Origin of the sequence: Shewanella sp. Actino-trap-3, from assembly GCF_002836275.1 — a bacterium.
GTDB classification, from domain to species: domain Bacteria; phylum Pseudomonadota; class Gammaproteobacteria; order Enterobacterales; family Shewanellaceae; genus Shewanella; species Shewanella psychromarinicola.
In genome coordinates this window covers 581580-598764 of sequence record NZ_PJCE01000001.1, presented here as the reverse complement: position 1 = coordinate 598764, position 17185 = coordinate 581580, and the positions used below count along the sequence as shown (strand labels likewise).

Here is a 17185-nt window from a genome sequence, read left to right as displayed (position 1 = left end):
GGATGTTAACCATACCTTTATGTCAAAAATCGGTAAATTCAGTCCATTCAAAAAAACAGCTACAAACAGCGTTAACGCGTCAACCAAATCAGTCAATGTTGTGCCCAGAAGTGCGGCCAGTAATGCAGCCAATAATGCAGCCAATCGCAACAGGATAAAATCGCGGCTGCCACAAAAACCTCGGACTGAAAATCCCGTCATAGTGCTATTTAATAAACCTTTTAATGTGTTGTGCCAATTTACCGATGAAGCGGGGCGCCAAACACTAAAAGACTTTATTCCGGTCCCCGATGTGTATGCAGCAGGACGTTTAGACCGTGATAGTGAAGGTTTACTATTGCTTACCAATGATGGACAGCTGCAAGCAAAGTTGACTCAACCGACTCAAAAAACCTTTAAAACCTATTGGGTTCAAGTTGAAGGGCAACCGTCAGATGAGGCGTTAAATGCTCTTTGCCAAGGCGTGAAGTTGAAAGACGGAATGACTTTGCCTGCAAAAGTCCACGTAATGGACTCGCCTGATATTTGGCCTAGAAACCCGCCAGTGAGAGAGCGAAAAGCCATTCCTACCACTTGGCTTGAAGTACAAATTTGCGAAGGTCGAAATCGCCAAGTTAGGCGTATGACAGCCCATGTCGGTCATCCAACCTTAAGACTAATCCGTTATAAAATAGGTCAATGGTGTCTAGATGATTTACCTAATGGCGAATACAAAGTGATGAGCACCGCTAAATAGCCACAAGCTGAGCATCTTAAAATCAGAGGACATTATGACCGAACGTTATAAACCGAATACCACTGTAGCTTGCGTTATTTACAGCCAAGGCAAATTTTTATTAGTGGAAGAACGCATTGATGGTGCGGTTAAATTTAACCAACCTGCTGGACATCTAGAGCCGAATGAATCGATTATCGATGGGTGCGCTCGTGAAATTGTTGAAGAAACCGGTCTTGAGTTAACACCACAAGCCTTAGTGGGCATTTATCAATTTAGAGCATCTGCAAACTTAGCGTTCGTTCGTTATACCTTTTGTATTGAACTGACCAAGCAACAACACGCTAAACCTCGCGATAATGCCATTACTGATACTCACTGGCTCAGTCTTGCTGAAATCATCGCCCTTGGTAGCCAACTTCGCAGCCCATTAGTGGTAAAAAGTATCGAAGATTTCTTACAACAAGCTGATAAAAACCTTTTACCACAGCACACCCCTTTATCACTGTTCAATGTCGATTATTTTTAGAGCCTTGTCTTAGGCTATTTGCATACGCCTCGAGATAGCCCATTCAGCGAATGCGTGATAGAATATGCGCCGCACAAATGTCATGCTTATTAGGACTCGAGGATCTTTTAAGGTGAATATTGCAGCTGTTTCGGCTATTTATACTAGGCAGAGCTTATGACATGTCGTTGTTGTTCATAAATAAGCCTTAACCTAGTAGAAAGAAGCCCAAAATGCTACCCATAGGGATCGGCTAAACGAGTGCACTTATTGGTAAGCGAAGGTCTTTGTTGTAAGATATTAGCTTACGTAGACAGTTTGCTTTAAGACTTGCAGCGCATTCTTATTTAAACAGCAAAACCGTTTAGATTGAATAGTTTTTGACCATGAAAATCAGCCGGCACTTGACGGTCAACTAATTAATCTCGTCGCAATGTGCATGCAACAACATTCAGGCTCACAACGAACAAAAATCTAGCTCAATCGCCTTGAAACATTGGCATTGCGGCACAATATACATATTATCTATCTTCAAGGTTTTTAGGATTTATGACATCACTTAGCCCTACTTCAAATGGTAAAAAAGTCATTGTCGGCATGTCCGGCGGTGTGGACTCTTCAGTATCAGCTTACTTGTTAATGCAGCAAGGCTATCAAGTTGAAGGTCTGTTTATGAAGAACTGGGAAGAAGACGATACCGATGAATATTGCGCGGCTGCTGATGATTTAAAAGATGCACAATCAGTTTGCGACAAGCTAGGCATTAAAATGCATACCGTCAATTTTGCTGCCGAATACTGGGATAACGTATTTGAATATTTTTTAGCAGAATACAAAGCCGGCCGCACCCCCAACCCCGATATCATGTGCAATAAAGAAATTAAATTTAAAGCCTTTCTTGAATTTGCGGACGATATTTTAGATGCCGATTATATCGCCATGGGCCATTATGTCCGCCGACGTGATAATAGCGATGGCAGCGTAGAAATGCTTCGCGGAGTTGATGGTAATAAAGATCAGAGCTACTTTTTATACACGTTAAGCCACGAACAAGTTGCCCGCAGCTTGTTCCCTGTCGGTGAACTTGAAAAACATCAAGTGCGTGAAATAGCCCAAAAACTGGGATTAATTACCCACGACAAAAAAGACAGCACCGGTATTTGCTTTATCGGTGAACGTAAATTCACTGACTTCTTAGCGACCTATTTACCGGCTCAACCGGGCGATATCGAAAACGCTGAAGGTGAAGTGATTGGGACACATCAAGGATTGATGTACCACACGCTTGGACAACGTAAAGGTTTGGGTATTGGTGGTCTGAAAAATAGTAATGAAGATCCATGGTATGTGGTTGAAAAAGATTTATTACGCAATGTGCTAATTGTCGCACAAGGGGGCAATCACCCTCGCCTGATGTCAACGGGCATGACAGTCAATCAATTGCATTGGGTTGATCGCAAAGGGCCTGAGAATAACTGTCACATAACGGTAAAAACCCGTTATCGTCAACGTGATGTAGCTTGCACACTCGTCTATAATGACTCAGACAATATTACCGTTATGTTTGATGAACCGGTTGCCGCAGTGACCCCTGGGCAATCAGCAGTATTTTTTGATGGTGACATCTGTTTAGGTGGCGGCATAATCGATACCTTAATCCGAGGATAAGCCGTGAGCCAAACTCCAGACAACATCTTGTTTGAACGCACCATGGCCTTCGCTGGTATTTTACAGGCGATTGGCCAGGTCCAGTATTTAGCTCGTCACGGTGAAAGCGATAAAGACGCCCTAGCTGCTACGCTTAATACTATTTTAGTGACAGAGCCAGAATCAACGGCTGATGTTTATCAAGATAAAGCCATTTTAGATAACGGTTATCAACTGATCCAAAATCAACTCGGTGATGGCGGTAACAAAGATGTTGAAACCACTCGTTACTTAGTCGGCGTGTTAGCCCTTGAACGCAAGCTAGCCCATTCACCTAATGGTTTAGGCATGCTAGCGGAACGCATCAATCAAGTGCATCGCCAATTAACCCATTTTGCGATTACTGATGAACAAGTTATTGCCAATTTGGCCAGTATTTACAGCGACATCATCAGTGAATTAGGGCCTAAATTACAAATATCGGGTAATCCCGATTGCTTAAAGCAATCTCTGGTACAACAAAAAATTCGCGCGTTACTGCTTGCAGCCATGCGCAGCGCAGTATTATGGCGCCAATTAGGTGGCAAACGCCGCCATTTAGTGTTTGCCCGTAAATCCATATTTGATACAGCAAAACAAAGCCAAAATAACAATTAATCGAATCACCCTACAACAAAGTTCATCAAGGAGCTTAAAATGGATCTTTCCGCACTAACTGCTATCTCTCCGGTAGACGGTCGTTATGGTAGTAAAACCGCCTCGTTACGAGGGATTTTCAGCGAGTTCGGTCTTACTAAGTACCGTGTTCAAGTTGAAATCAACTGGTTAAAGCTATTGTCTAGCTGCCCAGAGATTGAAGAAGTTCCCCCTTTTAGCGAAGCCGCGTTAGCCTTGTTAGACAGCATCAAGGACAACTTTAGCGAACAAGACGCTCTGCGTGTTAAAGCAATTGAAAGCACCACCAATCACGACGTGAAGGCGGTTGAGTACTTTATTAAAGAACAAATTGCCAACAATGCCGAGTTAGTCGCCATTGATGAATTTGTTCATTTCGCCTGTACCTCCGAAGACATCAACAACTTATCTCATGGATTAATGTTAAAAGAAGCGCGCGAACAAGTGTTAGTGCCGCAATGCCAGCAGATTATTGATGCCATCAAAAAATTAGCTCATGACAATAAAAGCGTGCCGTTAATGTCTCGCACCCATGGGCAACCTGCATCACCATCGACTCTCGGTAAAGAGATGGCTAACGTTGCAGTGCGTTTAGATCGTCAACTAAACCAAATCAACGCTGTTGAGATTATGGGTAAAATTAACGGTGCCGTGGGTAACTATAACGCACATATTTCTGCTTACCCTGAAGTCAACTGGCACGAACTTTCACAACGTTTTGTGACCAGTCTTGGCATTAACTGGAACGCGTATACCACCCAAATTGAGCCACATGATTACATCGCAGAATTATTCGATGCTATTGCTCGTTTTAACACTATTTTAATCGATTTTGATCGTGATATTTGGGGTTATGTTGCATTAGGCCACTTTAAGCAGCGCACTATTGCTGGCGAAATTGGTTCATCAACTATGCCGCACAAAGTCAATCCAATTGATTTTGAAAACTCTGAAGGTAACCTAGGTATCGCTAACGCGCTGATGCAACATTTATCCGCCAAATTACCGGTATCAAGATGGCAACGTGACTTAACGGACTCAACCGTATTACGTAATCTAGGCGTGGGTATGGCGCACTCGTTAATTGCTTATCAAGCGACCTTAAAAGGCATTAGTAAGTTAGAAGTGAATCAAGCACAGCTTTTAGCTGAATTAGATAAAAACTGGGAAGTATTGGCTGAGCCGGTGCAAACCGTTATGCGTCGTTACGGCATTGAAAAGCCGTATGAGAAGTTAAAAGAACTGACTCGTGGTAAGCGTATTGATGCTGCGCAACTTGCCGTGTTTATTGATGGCCTTGAGCTACCTGAACAAGTCAAAACCGACCTAAAAAAAATGACCCCTGCAAACTACATTGGCCGCGCAGAAGCCTTTGTTGATGAGCTAAAATAGTTTTATAAGCTTATGCATATCATTAGCGGTCGCATATGTGACCGCTTTTTTATTGCATTAACCACTGACAATTATCTCGACTGAGGTCAATGATGTACACATTAAATATTGATACCCAAGCCTTTATTAAGCAGCATTGGCAACAAAAACCGCTGGTGATCAAACAAGCTTTTATCGACTTTGAAGATCCTATTGCAGCAGATGAACTTGCAGGTCTTGCCTGTGAAGAAGAAATATCTTCACGAGTTGTGATCACCAAAGGCAATGACTGGGATGTGGTCCAAGGTCCATTTGAAGACTATGACCAATTTGGTGAAGACAACTGGCAGCTATTAGTTCAAGCCGTAAACCATTGGTATCCAGACTCACAACCTTTAGTCGAAGCCTTTCGATTTTTACCCGACTGGCGCTTTGATGACTTAATGGCATCATTTGCCACTCCCGGTGGTGGGGTTGGACCGCATATCGATAACTATGACGTATTTATCATTCAAGGTGATGGCGAACGTCGCTGGAAAGTGGGTGATAAAGGCCAGCACAAGCGTCGCGGCGATAATCCTAACTCACCTTTGGTTGACGATTTCGAACCCATTATCGATGTGATATTGCAAAAAGGCGATGTATTATACATTCCACCAGGATATCCACATTGCGGCGAAACCTTATCGCTAGCCTTATCATACTCAATCGGTTTTAGAGCCCCGAGTCAGCAAGAACTGTTAACCGAATTAGCCGATACCTTGATTGATAGCAACCAAGGTCAGAAGCGTTTCACCTCTTCAGATGAACCGGCACAACCGGGTCTTATCAGCCAGACACACCAAAAAGGGATCATGGATTTGTTGGCGCAATTGGCACAAGATCCGGCCAGCTACCAAACCATGTTAGGTAAATTACTCAGTCAAAGTCGTTTCGAGCTTGATGTTTGTGAAGGTGAAGAGCCATTAACCGCAGCGGATTTATTAGAAGCTGTTGAGCAAGGCGCAATCATTCAACGTATCGGCGGCCTGAAAGTATTACAATTAGAGCAGGACAGCGAACCACGTTTATTTATCAATGGCGACGTTTACGTCTTTGGTGATGCTAGCAATGAAATGCTGCAACTCTTGGCTAACAAGGTGAGGCTTACGCCAGAAGAGGCTAATTTATTCACCGCCAATGCAACAGCTCTTGACGTTCTGACCGGATTACTTAATCAAGGGTTATTCTACTTAGCCGAAGACGAAAGCGAATAATGAGTAGCATATAAGCCACTGATCTTATGATGGCAAGCAAGATGGATCATCATGCTTAGCTGGAGATAACAAAAAAGGCACTAATAGTGCCTTTTTTATCTCTGTTGCTTCAGTTTATTAAGCCCACAGTTTTTCATCTTGGTTCATTTTATATAAACTTTCTGCTCGCGAGATAAGCAATTGCGCAAACTTCAGTTGAGTTGGGTCTTTTGTTACGCCCGATTTATGCAAGTTTTCTGCTTTGAGCTGCCACATCATCGAAAAATGTCTAATCGCATCACGAGCCGTTTCCGCCACTTTCACATCAACATAATCGGATGGCAAATCACCAGACATAACCCAAAAAGTTTGTTTTTTAGGTTGTTTCGATTCCATCTTCCAAATGGCTAAATAGGGCGCAAGATAACGGCTTTCATCAGTAAGCACTTTGTTTGGGATCACGCCCTTTTCAGCCAAAAACCGATTCGCCTTTTGGAATTGAGTGCGCACCCACTCTTGTCTTTGAGCTTCTGGATCTGGCGTTGGCTGTGCCACCTTTTCTACAACTTCTTCAGTCATAATACTTCCTATCTTATTGTTATAATGCAGATTAGAACGAAAACTCACCTGCTCGTTAATCACAAAACAATCTTAATATAGCTTCAAAACAATCACGTAACACAAATTACCTTACGTTTACGTAAGGTGGCAAGCTAAATTGCCACACTAATCACAAAAATAACTCAATCAAGCTTTGTTCAGAGTATCCCTAAATGCTATCGTGCTGCAATAAATATAACAAGCAGTCGTTGGCGCCTTATGTCATCAAGTAACATAAGGGGCGAAAAACTCATTTTTTCAAGCGGAGATGTCACGTGGCAGTTTTTAATCATGTTTCGTTCGATGAACACGAACAAGTGGTCTTTTGTCATGATAAGCAAAGTGGTCTGAAAGGCATTATTGCCATCCATAATACTAACCTAGGTCCTGCCGTGGGTGGTTGTCGTATGTGGAACTATCAATCGGATGATGAAGCCTTAACCGATGTACTACGCTTATCTCGTGGAATGACCTATAAAAATGCATTAGCGGGTCTTGCCATGGGCGGCGGTAAAGCGGTGATCATCGCCGATCCTAAAACAACCGACCGTGAAGCGTTATTTCTTGCATTCGGACGCTTTGTGAACAGTTTAGGTGGTAAATATTATTCTGCTGAAGACGTTGGCGTTTCCACAGCGGATATTATGATAGCCAGCCGTGAAACTGAATTCGTAGCCGGTCTTGAAGGCAAATCAGGTGATCCTTCACCGCAGACGGCATTAGGCACTTATCTGGGCATAAAAGCCGCCGTAAAACATCAACGTGGTATTGATAGCCTAAAAGGGATTAAAGTCTCAGTGCAAGGCGTCGGTCATGTCGGCTATTACTTGTGTAAACACTTACATGATGCCGGCGCTGAGCTGGTTGTCACCGATATTCATCAAGCCTCATTAGACCGAGTCGCCGATGAATTTGGCGCAACTCTTGTTGCTCCGCAAGATATCTACACCCAAGATGTTGATGTGTATGCGCCATGTGCATTAGGTGCCACCCTTAATGACACCACCTTGCCACTATTAAAAGCCACCATCGTTGCCGGTTGTGCCAATAACCAATTAGCAGAAGTGCGCCACGGCGAAAAACTCAAACAAATGGGTATTTTGTACGCCCCAGATTACGTGATTAATGCTGGCGGCATTATCAATGTGTCATTTGAGAAACACTATGACGTAGCCGCCTCTACTGCCAAGGTTGAGCAGATTTACAATACCCTACTGACTATTTTTGAACGTGCTGATAGCGAGAACCGCACTACGGGTTCTGTTGCCGATGAAATGGCTAAAGCTATTATTGATGCCGCGAGATAGTTAATTAGCTTTATATTAGGGCTTTTCAATGCCTTAACATGACTTTATATACCTGATTTTATAGACATGAATTTATAAACAAAGCTAAAAGGAAATGCCTGTGCATTTCCTTTTTTATTGCCTGCCCATTACATTTTTACTTAATGACTGATTCATCAAGTTGCAACAAATCGTTCACCTTAGCGTCAACTAACTGCCCTACCCTAAATCAACACTGACGCAATCTGTGTATTAGGGTGAATGACCGATGATCTCGCACAGCAAAAAAAACCATCAGCACTGCCAACCTTTAGATCACTTAACTCAACAGGGGAAAATCCAGCAGTTTCATGCTCTGTGGATATCGGATGTCCATTTAGGCAGCATTGATTGTAAAGCAGAGTTTTTATTACATTTTTTAAACCATAGTCAAAGTAACTACTTGTATTTAGTTGGCGATATTGTCGATATTTGGGCATTAAAAAAACGCTTCTATTGGCCCAATAGCCACAATAACGTCATCAAAAAAATCCTCGATCTGGCCAGTAACGGCACACAAGTGATCTATATCCCTGGTAATCATGATGAGGCTTTTAAAGCTTATGCAAACAGTCACTTTAGGGGCATTACCCTCGCCAAACAGCATATTCATGAGTCGATTAGCGGCAAACGCTTTTTAATGCTTCATGGCGATCAATTTGACTCACAAGTCTGTGTCAGCAGAGCCTATGCCAAACTAGGTGACCATTTATATGATGTGTTGCTTTGGCTTAATCGCCAATTACATAGGGTAAGAAGTCGCCTAGGGTATCCCTATTGGTCATTAGCCAGCTACATCAAACTCCGCGTCAACAAAGCCCAGCAAGCCGTTAATCAGTACCGTGATGCGGTATTACGCTATTGCGCCAAACAACAGGTCGACATGGTTATCTGTGGTCATATCCACCAGCCAGAGTTATCACAACATACGATTAATGACAGCATCATCACTTACGCTAATGATGGTGATTGGGTTGAAAATTGTACTCTCATTGCAGAAACAGAAATCGGTGATGTGCAGTTACTCAAGTGGGATCAACAAACGTTACAAGCTACAGCAGTAAACACGATTGATTTTTGCAGTTCAGAGGCTAAATCAATCATCACGCCCCAAACACAGCACGTTGCATAAATAAGGCTTAAATATGATATTTACTGTCGATAATGTGGTAGAAAAAAACCTGCCAAATGTGCATAACAAGCCGTGGTTAGCCGTGCCGACTAAAGCCATGTTACGTTACTTGCTTCATGAAAAGCAGTGTAATGACATAGCTAACGAACACGCGCATTTATCCGGTGTCGATTTTGTTGAGCAAATTTTAGCGTGCTTCAATTTCAGTTACAGCGTTCCCAATAACGAAGTGGAAAATATTCCGATTGAAGGTCGAGTGGTGATTTACGCTAACCACCCTATTGGGTCACTTGATGCATTAGCATTGATTAAATTAATTAGCCAAGTTCGTCCGGATATTAAGGTGGTCGCCAACGAGCTGTTAATGGCTATTAAACCGTTACATTCCATTTTATTGCCAGTACGTAACATGACTGGCGGTACACCTAAACAACATTTAAATGAAATCCATCATCATCTTAAAAATGAAGGCGCGATATTGATTTTCCCATCGGGTGAAGTGTCACGTTTACGCCCAACAGGGGTTACTGACTTACATTGGCACAGCGGCTTTTTAAAAATGGCTCGCGCCTGTAATGCCCCCCTTTTACCGATGTTCGTTGACGCAAAAAACTCTGCTACGTTTTATGGCGCCTCAATGATTTACAAGCCATTGGCAACGCTATTACTGATTAAAGAAATGTTCAAACAAATGGATCATGTGATGCCGGTGCGAATTGGCCAACTGATCGCTAAAGAAGTGGTCAGCACTCAAGATTTTCCGCTTAAAACCAAAGTGAATTTGCTTAAAAATCATTTATACCGCATAGGTAAAAATCGCAGTCCATTATTTATCACCCAAAATGCCATTGCCCATCCAGAAAAACGCTGTGAATTACAACAAGCTTTACAACAATGCGAACTATTAGGCAAAACCCAAGACAACAAACAAATCTATTTGTATAAGCATACTCAAAGCAGTGCAGTTATGCGTGAGATTGGTCGGCTTCGTGAAATCGCATTCAGAGCCGTTGGCGAAGGTACCGGTAAACGTCGTGATACCGACAAGTATGATAATCACTATTTTCACATAGTGTTATGGGATAAAGACCAATTAGAGATTGTCGGGGCATACCGTTTTGCCAGTGCCAAAATACTCCATGAAACCATTGGTAAAAATGCCCTGTATAGCCAATCACTATTTGAATACCACGATGCGTTTGCACCCTATTTTGACCAAGGACTCGAACTTGGACGCAGTTTTGTCCAGCCTAAATATTGGGGCCGCCGTAGCTTAGAATATTTGTGGCAAGGTATTGGTGCGTTTTTAATTAAAAATCCGCAGTATCGTTACCTCTTTGGCCCCGTATCGCTAAGCGATAGCTTGCCGGTACCGGCCAAAGAGATGCTGGTATTTTTTTACCAACATCATTTCGCCACTAAACACGTTTTAGCGACTTCATTTAATTCATATCAATTCACCACCGAACGTCAGCATCAATTACACCAGCTATTTAATGGCGATGACTATGCTGAGAATTTTAAAATACTCAAACGGACGCTATCGAATATGGGTGTATCAGTACCGACGTTATTTAAGCAATATGGCGAGCTATGTAACAACCACGGCGTGCAATTTCTCGACTTTGGTATTGATGCTGAATTTGGTGACTGTATCGATGGTTTAGTCTTAGTCGATATTCATCAATTAAAGCCGATTAAATATCAAAAATACTTAGCGGGGCATTTACCCGAAAACAAAATTGCATCTTGACCAAATACAAGCTGCGAACCTGAATAAGTGGTTGTCATTAGGCGTTAAATGATTGTTAAATTTATATTTGTCTGATATAAAAGAATAAATACGTGGAGGATCGCTTATGACAACGTCTACCGAAATGTCGACAGAGACATTAACGAATAATGCGGCCAAACATATCTGCATCGCGGACATCATGACCACTCGAGTGGTTACCATAGATATGGATGACAGACTGACACTTGCCAAAGAAATTTTTGATAATGTTAGCTTCCATCACTTACTGGTGGTTGATAATGAGCAACTGAGTGGCATATTGTCTTATCGAGACTTTTTACGTGCACTCAGTCCCAATATAGGGACCGCAGCCGAGTTAATTCGAGACACAGAAACCCTGCAAAAAAGGGTTCATCAAGTCATGACCCACAATCCATTCACCATTGCCCCCCATTGCGACATCCACCAAGCCAGCAAACTGATTTTAGACCACGATATCGGTTGTTTACCCGTATTAGACAACAACACCATCGTGGGGATTATTACTTGGAAAGATCTATTGAATGCCTATTGCCTTAGGTAAGTGATCACGATTTTATCTGCTAAACCTTATCTAACCTAAAAATACGCTGGCTGCTAAAGTCACACTTTTGGCTGTATATTTGGCCGTGTTTTTAGCCATTTTCACCCAAGTTTTAGCCATTTTAGCCCAAATATTAGCCCGTATACTCTGCCATACTCTGCGTCATTTATCATAAACACCTAATGTTGAAATGTAGACAAAAACCTTTTTTGCAACAAATCCTAAAAAAATAAAAATTATTAAGCTTGCCAACTAGATAGCTTGATTTAGTAAATTGTTCATATTTCTATACTGGAAAATGTCACATTGCTCTGCTTAGATTACACACAGGGCTCGCAACTATCATGCGATAAGGACGGCATTATGACTAAGTTTACTTACCATCTCAATCAAGACAATATTGAGTTACAAGCGAGTAATTGGTGCGGGCTAGAACGGGTATTTATTAATGGCAAGATGGTGTCACGCAAGTTCAACTTTGGTTTGCAAAGCATGCATGATGTCTTGCTTAATAATGGTAATAAATGCCGTTTTCAATTAGTTGTTGATCCACAAACAGAATTAGTATCATGCCGGATCTATAAACAAAACCAGTTGGTGACTATTTTAAAACAGGGTAAAAAACAGCTACAACAAAGCCAGTTACTGATTGAGACGACCTTAGTTATTGTGTTTATAGGCATGCTCAGTTTGTATTGGTTAGGTTAACCAATACAAACTGATAAATGATTAACCTAGGGTAAACTCAAGCTGTACCTTCGACTTTGCGGATGTAGGTTTGCCATCAACAAACTTAGGCGCATAACGCCATTGCGTTAATGCTTCTATCGATTCTCTTTCAAACTGGTACCCGCCTTTGGAGTCAATAATTTCAGGCGATTTAACAAAGCCATGTTCATCAACCGTAAACTCAACTTGCACCCAACCATCTTTACCTCTTTTAGCATATGACCGAGGGTAATTAGGTGGTTTTCTAAATAACGGCGTTTGTTCTTGTTGGTCATCCCATGGGGTCATTTTACCAATGGCAACACAATGCTCAGTGGCTTTATTGCTTTTGCCTTGTTGTTCGTAAAGTGTCACTAACAATGCATGGGCATGAAGTTCATATGGATGACTATAAGGCAATGCTTGATATTGTTTAATCACTTCAAGTAAAAGCGGCGTTGCATCATTTGGGCGGTTCATTGCCGCATAAAGTGCCCCAACTAGATAGGTTGAATTGACGCGTTTAATCGCATTTTCAGGTAGTTTATTGACATAGATATCATTGGCATCCATGACAAAACTTCTCACGGTACGCGTATAATACTCGGTACCCGATAAGCGATGGAACGCAATGAGTTTAACTTCAGCAACCGTTAATAAATTATCCGCTTTTTCAGCGGCGCTGATAGCTTCAAATAAAAGATCTTTAGCATATTTGTCATTTGCAGTCGTTTGAGCTAACCCCACTAACGGATCAATCAGAGCGATATCATTATCAGCAACATTATTGCGATATACCCTCAACGCTGACTCAAATAACTTTTGTGCCTGGAGCGTCGCGGCATCTTCAATAATACGACCATTATGATTTCTCTTTGACTCATTCACTAGGGCATTGGCCCAATTAATGGCTAACTTGCCACTGTCAAGGCTGTCCTTGCCAAATTTAACTTGGCCTAATGCATAGGTTTGTTGTGCATACTTCAGCGTATCTTGGTTGTTATTGCTGTCAATAGACAGATTGTACTGTTGATAAGCTTGTGAAAAACCATCGATATCGGTTGGTACAGCGTAGGCAACATGGGTCATAAAAGCCGCTGCAATTGATAAGCGTAAAATTGTCTTCATCGTCATCTAAATCCTTTTTATTTTTTATCCCTAAGTCTTTCTCTCTAACCATTTACCGCTAAGCAGCGCATTGGTCTCAGTCTATTTTAACAATTTTCAAGCCAGTCTGAATCAATTTTATGACCCACATCAACTTAATGAACATTATTGTAAACAATACGTTGTGAAATATCTATCATTAGGCAAACTGAATATATGACTCATTTATCTTTTATCCCAGCTAGGGTCAATACAGGAGACAAGATGTCAGCCATCGAAAAATTGCTCCATGCTATGCTCAGCAGTTTTAAAGATCTTATTCCCATTATTTTAGTCGTCAGTTTTTTTGAGATATTTGTACTGCATCAAGCGCCAGCAGAACTGGGCTCTATTCTTGTTGGTGTGGTGTTTATTGTGTTGGGACTGACCTTTTTTGTCTTTGGTTTAGAAATGGGTTTATTTCCTATTGGCGAATCTCTAGCTCAAGCGTTAGCGCGAAAAGGCAGTGTGTTTTGGTTAGTCATATTCTCTTTCTCCTTAGGTTTTGGCACCACATTAGCCGAGCCAGCCCTCACGGCAGTGGCAAACGAAGCCGCACAGGTTGCCGCTAACGCTGGCGCGATAGAGTCAAATGAACAAGCCATGAGCTCTTATGCCATGGGATTACGATTAACCGTCGCCATTTCGGTTGGTTTGGCCATTCTGCTTGGCGTGATCCGCATCCTTAAGGGATGGCCAATTCATTATCTTATTATTGGTGGTTACGTGTTGGTGATGATCCTCACCAGCTTTGCGCCCGCCAACATTATCGGCATAGCTTATGATTCTGGCGGCGTCACCACATCGACCATTACAGTGCCTTTAGTGACAGCCCTAGGGGTTGGCCTAGCCAGTGTCATTAAGGGTCGCAACCCAATGATCGATGGTTTTGGGTTAATTGCTTTTGCAAGCCTGAGTCCAATGATTTTTGTGTTGCTGTACGGCATGGTGTTTTTGCAGTGATCGATATAGCTAATAGAACAAGGAGTTCTTTTGCTGAATGAATTGATGACCACCCTATTACTTACCGCCCGTGATGTCATCCCTATTGCGGTGATTTTATTTGGCTTTCAACTTGGCGTGCTTAAACGCCCTATTAGCCAATGGCGTAAAGTATTACTCGGGTTTGTGTATGTCATTATTGGACTTACTTTTTTCTTAGTTGGTTTACAACTTGCTTTATTCCCTATTGGGGAAAGCATGGCAAATCAATTAACCACCAGCGAATTTTTGCATCCCGATGGCGGCAATGCACCGTTTATATGGCAAGACTATTTTTGGGTATATGTATTTGCCGCAGCTATTGGTTTTAGCACCACTATTGCAGAACCGTCATTAATTGCGGTGGCAATCAAAGCCAACCAAGTCTCTGGTGGCACCATAGGAATTCAAGGCTTACGAATGTCGGTGGCATTTGGGGTGTCTATCGGTATTACTTTAGGCTGTTTTCGTATTGTGGTAGGCGATCCCATCCACTATTACATTATGGCCGGTTACGTGGTGGTGGTGATCCAAACCTTTTACGCCCCTAAAATGATTGTGCCATTGGCCTATGACTCAGGAGGCGTAACCACCTCTACCGTCACGGTACCACTTGTGGCCGCGTTAGGGCTTGGACTCGCCACCAATGTCGAAGGTCGTAATCCATTAATTGATGGTTTTGGTTTAATTGCCTTTGCCAGCTTATTTCCAATGATCACTGTTATGGGTTACGCCCAAGTGGTTGATTATTTATCAAAACGAAAAGCCACTAAGGAGTAACCTATGCGCTTTAAATTAATTGTTGCCTTTGTCGACGACGACTGCACCGACAAAGTGCTCGATGCAGCGCGTATTGCCGGAGCCACAGGTGCAACTGTCATTAATCATGCCCGCGGCGAAGGTCTAGAAAAGAAGAAAACCTTTATGGGCTTAACACTCGATGTCCAACGTGATGTTATTTTATGGCTGGTAGAAGAACACATGAGCCGCCATATTTTAGAAACGATTGCTCAAGTCGGCGAATTTGACACCAATTCGGGCAAAGGAATTGCGATTCAAATTGATGTTGAAGATGCGGTTGGTGTTGCCCATCAAGTTGAAAAATTGAGTAAAGATATTGAGGATCAAATATGAGCAACAAACTCCCTATTCGCAATCGCGATGTGATGAATAACCATTACGCTATGATTGACGGAATACACACAGTAGCAGAAGCAATACAAGTGGCCATCAGTAAAAAGGTCAATATTTTAGTGGTGAATAAACGCAATGAACATGACGAATATGGCATGGTACTGATGAGCGATATTGCCCGAAAAGTGTTAGCCAAAGAGAAGTCTCCTGCACGCACCAATATTTACGAAATTATGATAAAGCCAGTGCTGTCATTGTCTGCTGACATGGATGTTCGCTATACCGCACGGCTATTTGAACGCTTTAATATTAACAAAGCACCTGTGATTGAAGCGGGTGAAATTTTAGGTTTTGTCACTTATGACAATATCGTCTTAAAAGGCATGATTGCCGAGTCATAATGCGCGATGTCCATAATGCACAAATCTCATCATTCGAGTTGGTGAATAATAAATTCAATTAAGGTCCGGGTTTTTAACGGTAGATTTTTGTCTTTATATAATAAGTGTATTGGCATCGCATCTGGAGGTATTAATACGCTGACATTTGTCAACAATCCAGCTTGAATTGCCTCTTTCACCACTATCTGTGGCTGTAAAATAATACCCAATCCATCTATCGCGGCTTGGATTAATACCAAGCCACTATTGGACAACAATCTAAAGCTGCGTTTACCAAACAACTGACTATGGGCACCCGCTAATGAAGCACTTTTTGAATAGCTAAAGCCTAAACAATCATGATGAGGTAAATCGTCAATTGACACTATTGGCGGGTGTTGAGCTAAGTAGTGAGGTGAAGCACAAAATACCATTTCATAATTCATAATATGCCTGCCAATTAGCGCGGAGTCATCAAGAGTGCCAATCCTTACCACCACATCAGCATGATCTACCATGGGATCGATTAGATTATTATCAAGCCGTAGCTCCACATCAATTTGCGGATATTGCAGCAAAAATTGATTCACTATCGGTGCCAGCACAATATTGCCAAAACTAACTGGCGCATTAATTCTAATGGTGCCTTTGGGCGTCGAATTCATCGACTGCAGCGTATTTTCAGCTTGCTCAATAGCCATCAAGATTGTCTGGCATTCTTGGTAATAAACGTGGCCCGATTCCGTTAATTCTTGTTGACGAGTAGTACGGTTAATCAGCTTAACCCCAAGGTAGGCCTCTAACTGATTAATGTGTTTACTGACCATAGTCCGGCTGATATTAAATTTATGCGCAGCTGTGCCATAGTTGCCCTGCTCAGCCACATGACTAAACACCTGCATTGCGGTTAATTTATCCACCGAATGTCCTTAATACTTCATTAAACCAGCCTTAATTATAAACCTATAGTGTTTTCTGTAAACACCATCAAGCCATTTTGCCTTACGCAGAACTGGTTTACGATGCCCCATTATTATTAAGGGGTCGATATGGATAACAAACTGGATCAACAAGGCGTGTTTATCACCGCCGAAATTCACATTAAAGACCAAGTGCCATTGGCACAAGGAATCGCAGCTGTCCGTCAATTTTGTGCAGATATGAACAACGAACCAGGCTGCTCACTTGCAATGGCTCTGCAAAATAAAACCAACCCTAAGCAATTTGTGTTTTGAGAACGTTATGATGACCAAGCAGCATTTGATGCCCACTTTGCAGCTGAACATACTCAGGCATTTATCAAATCGGCG

The 17185-nt window shown here is 42.1% G+C and carries 19 protein-coding genes; 16 read left to right on the top strand and 3 right to left on the bottom strand.

Translation table 11 applies throughout. The annotated features are described in order from the left end of the window. The first annotated feature begins 19 nt into the window (after window positions 1-19). From CXF80_RS02655 to CXF80_RS02630, 6 genes are all read left to right on the top strand, one after another. Complete coding sequence (locus tag CXF80_RS02655) at window positions 20-736, top strand: pseudouridine synthase (protein ID WP_101030968.1); 717 nt, start codon at window positions 20-22, stop codon at window positions 734-736. Window positions 737-770: 34 nt separating this feature from the next. After that, the gene (locus tag CXF80_RS02650; RefSeq protein ID WP_101030966.1) at window positions 771-1244 is read left to right on the top strand and encodes an NUDIX hydrolase; all 474 of its coding nucleotides are present in this window, start codon (window positions 771-773) and stop codon (window positions 1242-1244) included. Window positions 1245-1772: 528 nt separating this feature from the next. Continuing rightward, window positions 1773-2891 carry a tRNA 2-thiouridine(34) synthase MnmA gene (mnmA, locus tag CXF80_RS02645; RefSeq protein ID WP_101030963.1) on the top strand — a complete coding sequence of 373 codons (1119 nt, stop codon included), beginning with the start codon at window positions 1773-1775 and terminating at the stop codon, window positions 2889-2891. A gap of 3 nt (window positions 2892-2894) precedes the next feature. Next, complete coding sequence (gene hflD / locus CXF80_RS02640; RefSeq protein ID WP_267898624.1) at window positions 2895-3527, top strand: high frequency lysogenization protein HflD; 633 nt, start codon at window positions 2895-2897, stop codon at window positions 3525-3527. A gap of 39 nt (window positions 3528-3566) precedes the next feature. After that, window positions 3567-4937, top strand: coding sequence for an adenylosuccinate lyase (gene purB, locus CXF80_RS02635; protein WP_101030961.1), 1371 nt, complete (start codon window positions 3567-3569; stop codon window positions 4935-4937). Window positions 4938-5029: 92 nt separating this feature from the next. After that, window positions 5030-6172: a ribosomal protein uL16 3-hydroxylase gene (locus tag CXF80_RS02630; protein WP_101030959.1), complete on the top strand. Its 1143-nt coding sequence runs from the start codon at window positions 5030-5032 to the stop codon at window positions 6170-6172. Between the two features lie 117 nt (window positions 6173-6289). Here CXF80_RS02630 and CXF80_RS02625 read toward each other — a convergent pair whose 3' ends face one another. Further along, window positions 6290-6730, bottom strand: coding sequence for a DUF4826 family protein (locus CXF80_RS02625; RefSeq protein WP_101030957.1), 441 nt, complete (start codon window positions 6728-6730; stop codon window positions 6290-6292). Window positions 6731-7026: 296 nt separating this feature from the next. Here CXF80_RS02625 and CXF80_RS02620 point away from each other — a divergent pair, with 296 nt between their 5' ends. The 5 genes from CXF80_RS02620 (at window position 7027) to CXF80_RS02600 (ending at window position 12234) form a co-directional block, all read left to right on the top strand. After that, window positions 7027-8058 carry a Glu/Leu/Phe/Val dehydrogenase dimerization domain-containing protein gene (locus CXF80_RS02620; RefSeq protein ID WP_101030955.1) on the top strand — a complete coding sequence of 344 codons (1032 nt, stop codon included), beginning with the start codon at window positions 7027-7029 and terminating at the stop codon, window positions 8056-8058. Window positions 8059-8305: 247 nt separating this feature from the next. Next, window positions 8306-9208: a UDP-2,3-diacylglucosamine diphosphatase gene (locus CXF80_RS02615; protein WP_101030953.1), complete on the top strand. Its 903-nt coding sequence runs from the start codon at window positions 8306-8308 to the stop codon at window positions 9206-9208. A 13-nt stretch (window positions 9209-9221) separates the two neighbouring features. Continuing rightward, a complete protein-coding gene (locus CXF80_RS02610; protein WP_101030951.1) occupies window positions 9222-10961 on the top strand; it encodes a GNAT family N-acyltransferase in 1740 nt (579 codons plus the stop codon). Between the two features lie 106 nt (window positions 10962-11067). Next, window positions 11068-11526: a CBS domain-containing protein gene (locus CXF80_RS02605; protein ID WP_101030949.1), complete on the top strand. Its 459-nt coding sequence runs from the start codon at window positions 11068-11070 to the stop codon at window positions 11524-11526. Window positions 11527-11889: 363 nt separating this feature from the next. Next, window positions 11890-12234, top strand: a complete 345-nt coding sequence (locus CXF80_RS02600) for a hypothetical protein (RefSeq protein WP_101030947.1) — start codon at window positions 11890-11892, stop codon at window positions 12232-12234. A gap of 21 nt (window positions 12235-12255) precedes the next feature. On the opposite strand, the gene CXF80_RS02595 is transcribed toward CXF80_RS02600, so the two are convergent. Continuing rightward, the gene (locus CXF80_RS02595) at window positions 12256-13368 is read right to left on the bottom strand and encodes an energy transducer TonB (RefSeq protein ID WP_232772026.1); all 1113 of its coding nucleotides are present in this window, start codon (window positions 13366-13368) and stop codon (window positions 12256-12258) included. Between the two features lie 237 nt (window positions 13369-13605). Here CXF80_RS02595 and CXF80_RS02590 point away from each other — a divergent pair, with 237 nt between their 5' ends. The 4 genes from CXF80_RS02590 to CXF80_RS02575 are packed head-to-tail and all read left to right on the top strand — an operon-like array spanning window position 13606 to window position 15896. Further along, entirely contained in the window at window positions 13606-14343 is a 738-nt protein-coding gene (locus CXF80_RS02590; RefSeq protein WP_101030945.1) for a DUF1538 domain-containing protein, read from the top strand. A gap of 45 nt (window positions 14344-14388) precedes the next feature. After that, complete coding sequence (locus CXF80_RS02585; RefSeq protein WP_101034653.1) at window positions 14389-15141, top strand: DUF1538 domain-containing protein; 753 nt, start codon at window positions 14389-14391, stop codon at window positions 15139-15141. 3 nt (window positions 15142-15144) lie between these two features. Further along, window positions 15145-15495: a P-II family nitrogen regulator gene (locus CXF80_RS02580; protein WP_101030943.1), complete on the top strand. Its 351-nt coding sequence runs from the start codon at window positions 15145-15147 to the stop codon at window positions 15493-15495. Beyond that, a complete protein-coding gene (locus tag CXF80_RS02575) occupies window positions 15492-15896 on the top strand; it encodes a CBS domain-containing protein (RefSeq protein WP_101030941.1) in 405 nt (134 codons plus the stop codon). The genes CXF80_RS02580 and CXF80_RS02575 overlap by 4 nt, the downstream gene beginning before the upstream one ends. A gap of 29 nt (window positions 15897-15925) precedes the next feature. Here the strand turns inward: CXF80_RS02575 and CXF80_RS02570 are convergent, their stop codons facing one another. After that, complete coding sequence (locus CXF80_RS02570; RefSeq protein ID WP_101030939.1) at window positions 15926-16795, bottom strand: LysR family transcriptional regulator; 870 nt, start codon at window positions 16793-16795, stop codon at window positions 15926-15928. A gap of 129 nt (window positions 16796-16924) precedes the next feature. Between CXF80_RS02570 and CXF80_RS20365 the strand changes: the two genes are divergently transcribed. Then, the gene (locus CXF80_RS20365; RefSeq protein ID WP_232772025.1) at window positions 16925-17110 is read left to right on the top strand and encodes a hypothetical protein; all 186 of its coding nucleotides are present in this window, start codon (window positions 16925-16927) and stop codon (window positions 17108-17110) included. Window positions 17111-17185: the final 75 nt, after the last annotated feature.

Coding starts and splice junctions, on each gene's coding strand:
- purB (WP_101030961.1), top strand. CDS start 3,567: ATGGATCTTTCCGCACTAACTGCTATCTCTCCGGTAGACGGTCGTTAT.
- CXF80_RS02610 (WP_101030951.1), top strand. CDS start 9,222: ATGATATTTACTGTCGATAATGTGGTAGAAAAAAACCTGCCAAATGTG.
- CXF80_RS02615 (WP_101030953.1), top strand. CDS start 8,306: ATGATCTCGCACAGCAAAAAAAACCATCAGCACTGCCAACCTTTAGAT.
- CXF80_RS02585 (WP_101034653.1), top strand. CDS start 14,389: ATGACCACCCTATTACTTACCGCCCGTGATGTCATCCCTATTGCGGTG.
- CXF80_RS02600 (WP_101030947.1), top strand. CDS start 11,890: ATGACTAAGTTTACTTACCATCTCAATCAAGACAATATTGAGTTACAA.
- CXF80_RS02580 (WP_101030943.1), top strand. CDS start 15,145: ATGCGCTTTAAATTAATTGTTGCCTTTGTCGACGACGACTGCACCGAC.
- CXF80_RS02595 (WP_232772026.1), bottom strand. CDS start 13,368: ATGACGATGAAGACAATTTTACGCTTATCAATTGCAGCGGCTTTTATG.
- CXF80_RS02625 (WP_101030957.1), bottom strand. CDS start 6,730: ATGACTGAAGAAGTTGTAGAAAAGGTGGCACAGCCAACGCCAGATCCA.
- mnmA (WP_101030963.1), top strand. CDS start 1,773: ATGACATCACTTAGCCCTACTTCAAATGGTAAAAAAGTCATTGTCGGC.
- CXF80_RS02590 (WP_101030945.1), top strand. CDS start 13,606: ATGTCAGCCATCGAAAAATTGCTCCATGCTATGCTCAGCAGTTTTAAA.
- CXF80_RS02605 (WP_101030949.1), top strand. CDS start 11,068: ATGACAACGTCTACCGAAATGTCGACAGAGACATTAACGAATAATGCG.
- CXF80_RS02655 (WP_101030968.1), top strand. CDS start 20: ATGTCAAAAATCGGTAAATTCAGTCCATTCAAAAAAACAGCTACAAAC.
- CXF80_RS02630 (WP_101030959.1), top strand. CDS start 5,030: ATGTACACATTAAATATTGATACCCAAGCCTTTATTAAGCAGCATTGG.
- CXF80_RS02575 (WP_101030941.1), top strand. CDS start 15,492: ATGAGCAACAAACTCCCTATTCGCAATCGCGATGTGATGAATAACCAT.
- CXF80_RS20365 (WP_232772025.1), top strand. CDS start 16,925: ATGGATAACAAACTGGATCAACAAGGCGTGTTTATCACCGCCGAAATT.
- CXF80_RS02650 (WP_101030966.1), top strand. CDS start 771: ATGACCGAACGTTATAAACCGAATACCACTGTAGCTTGCGTTATTTAC.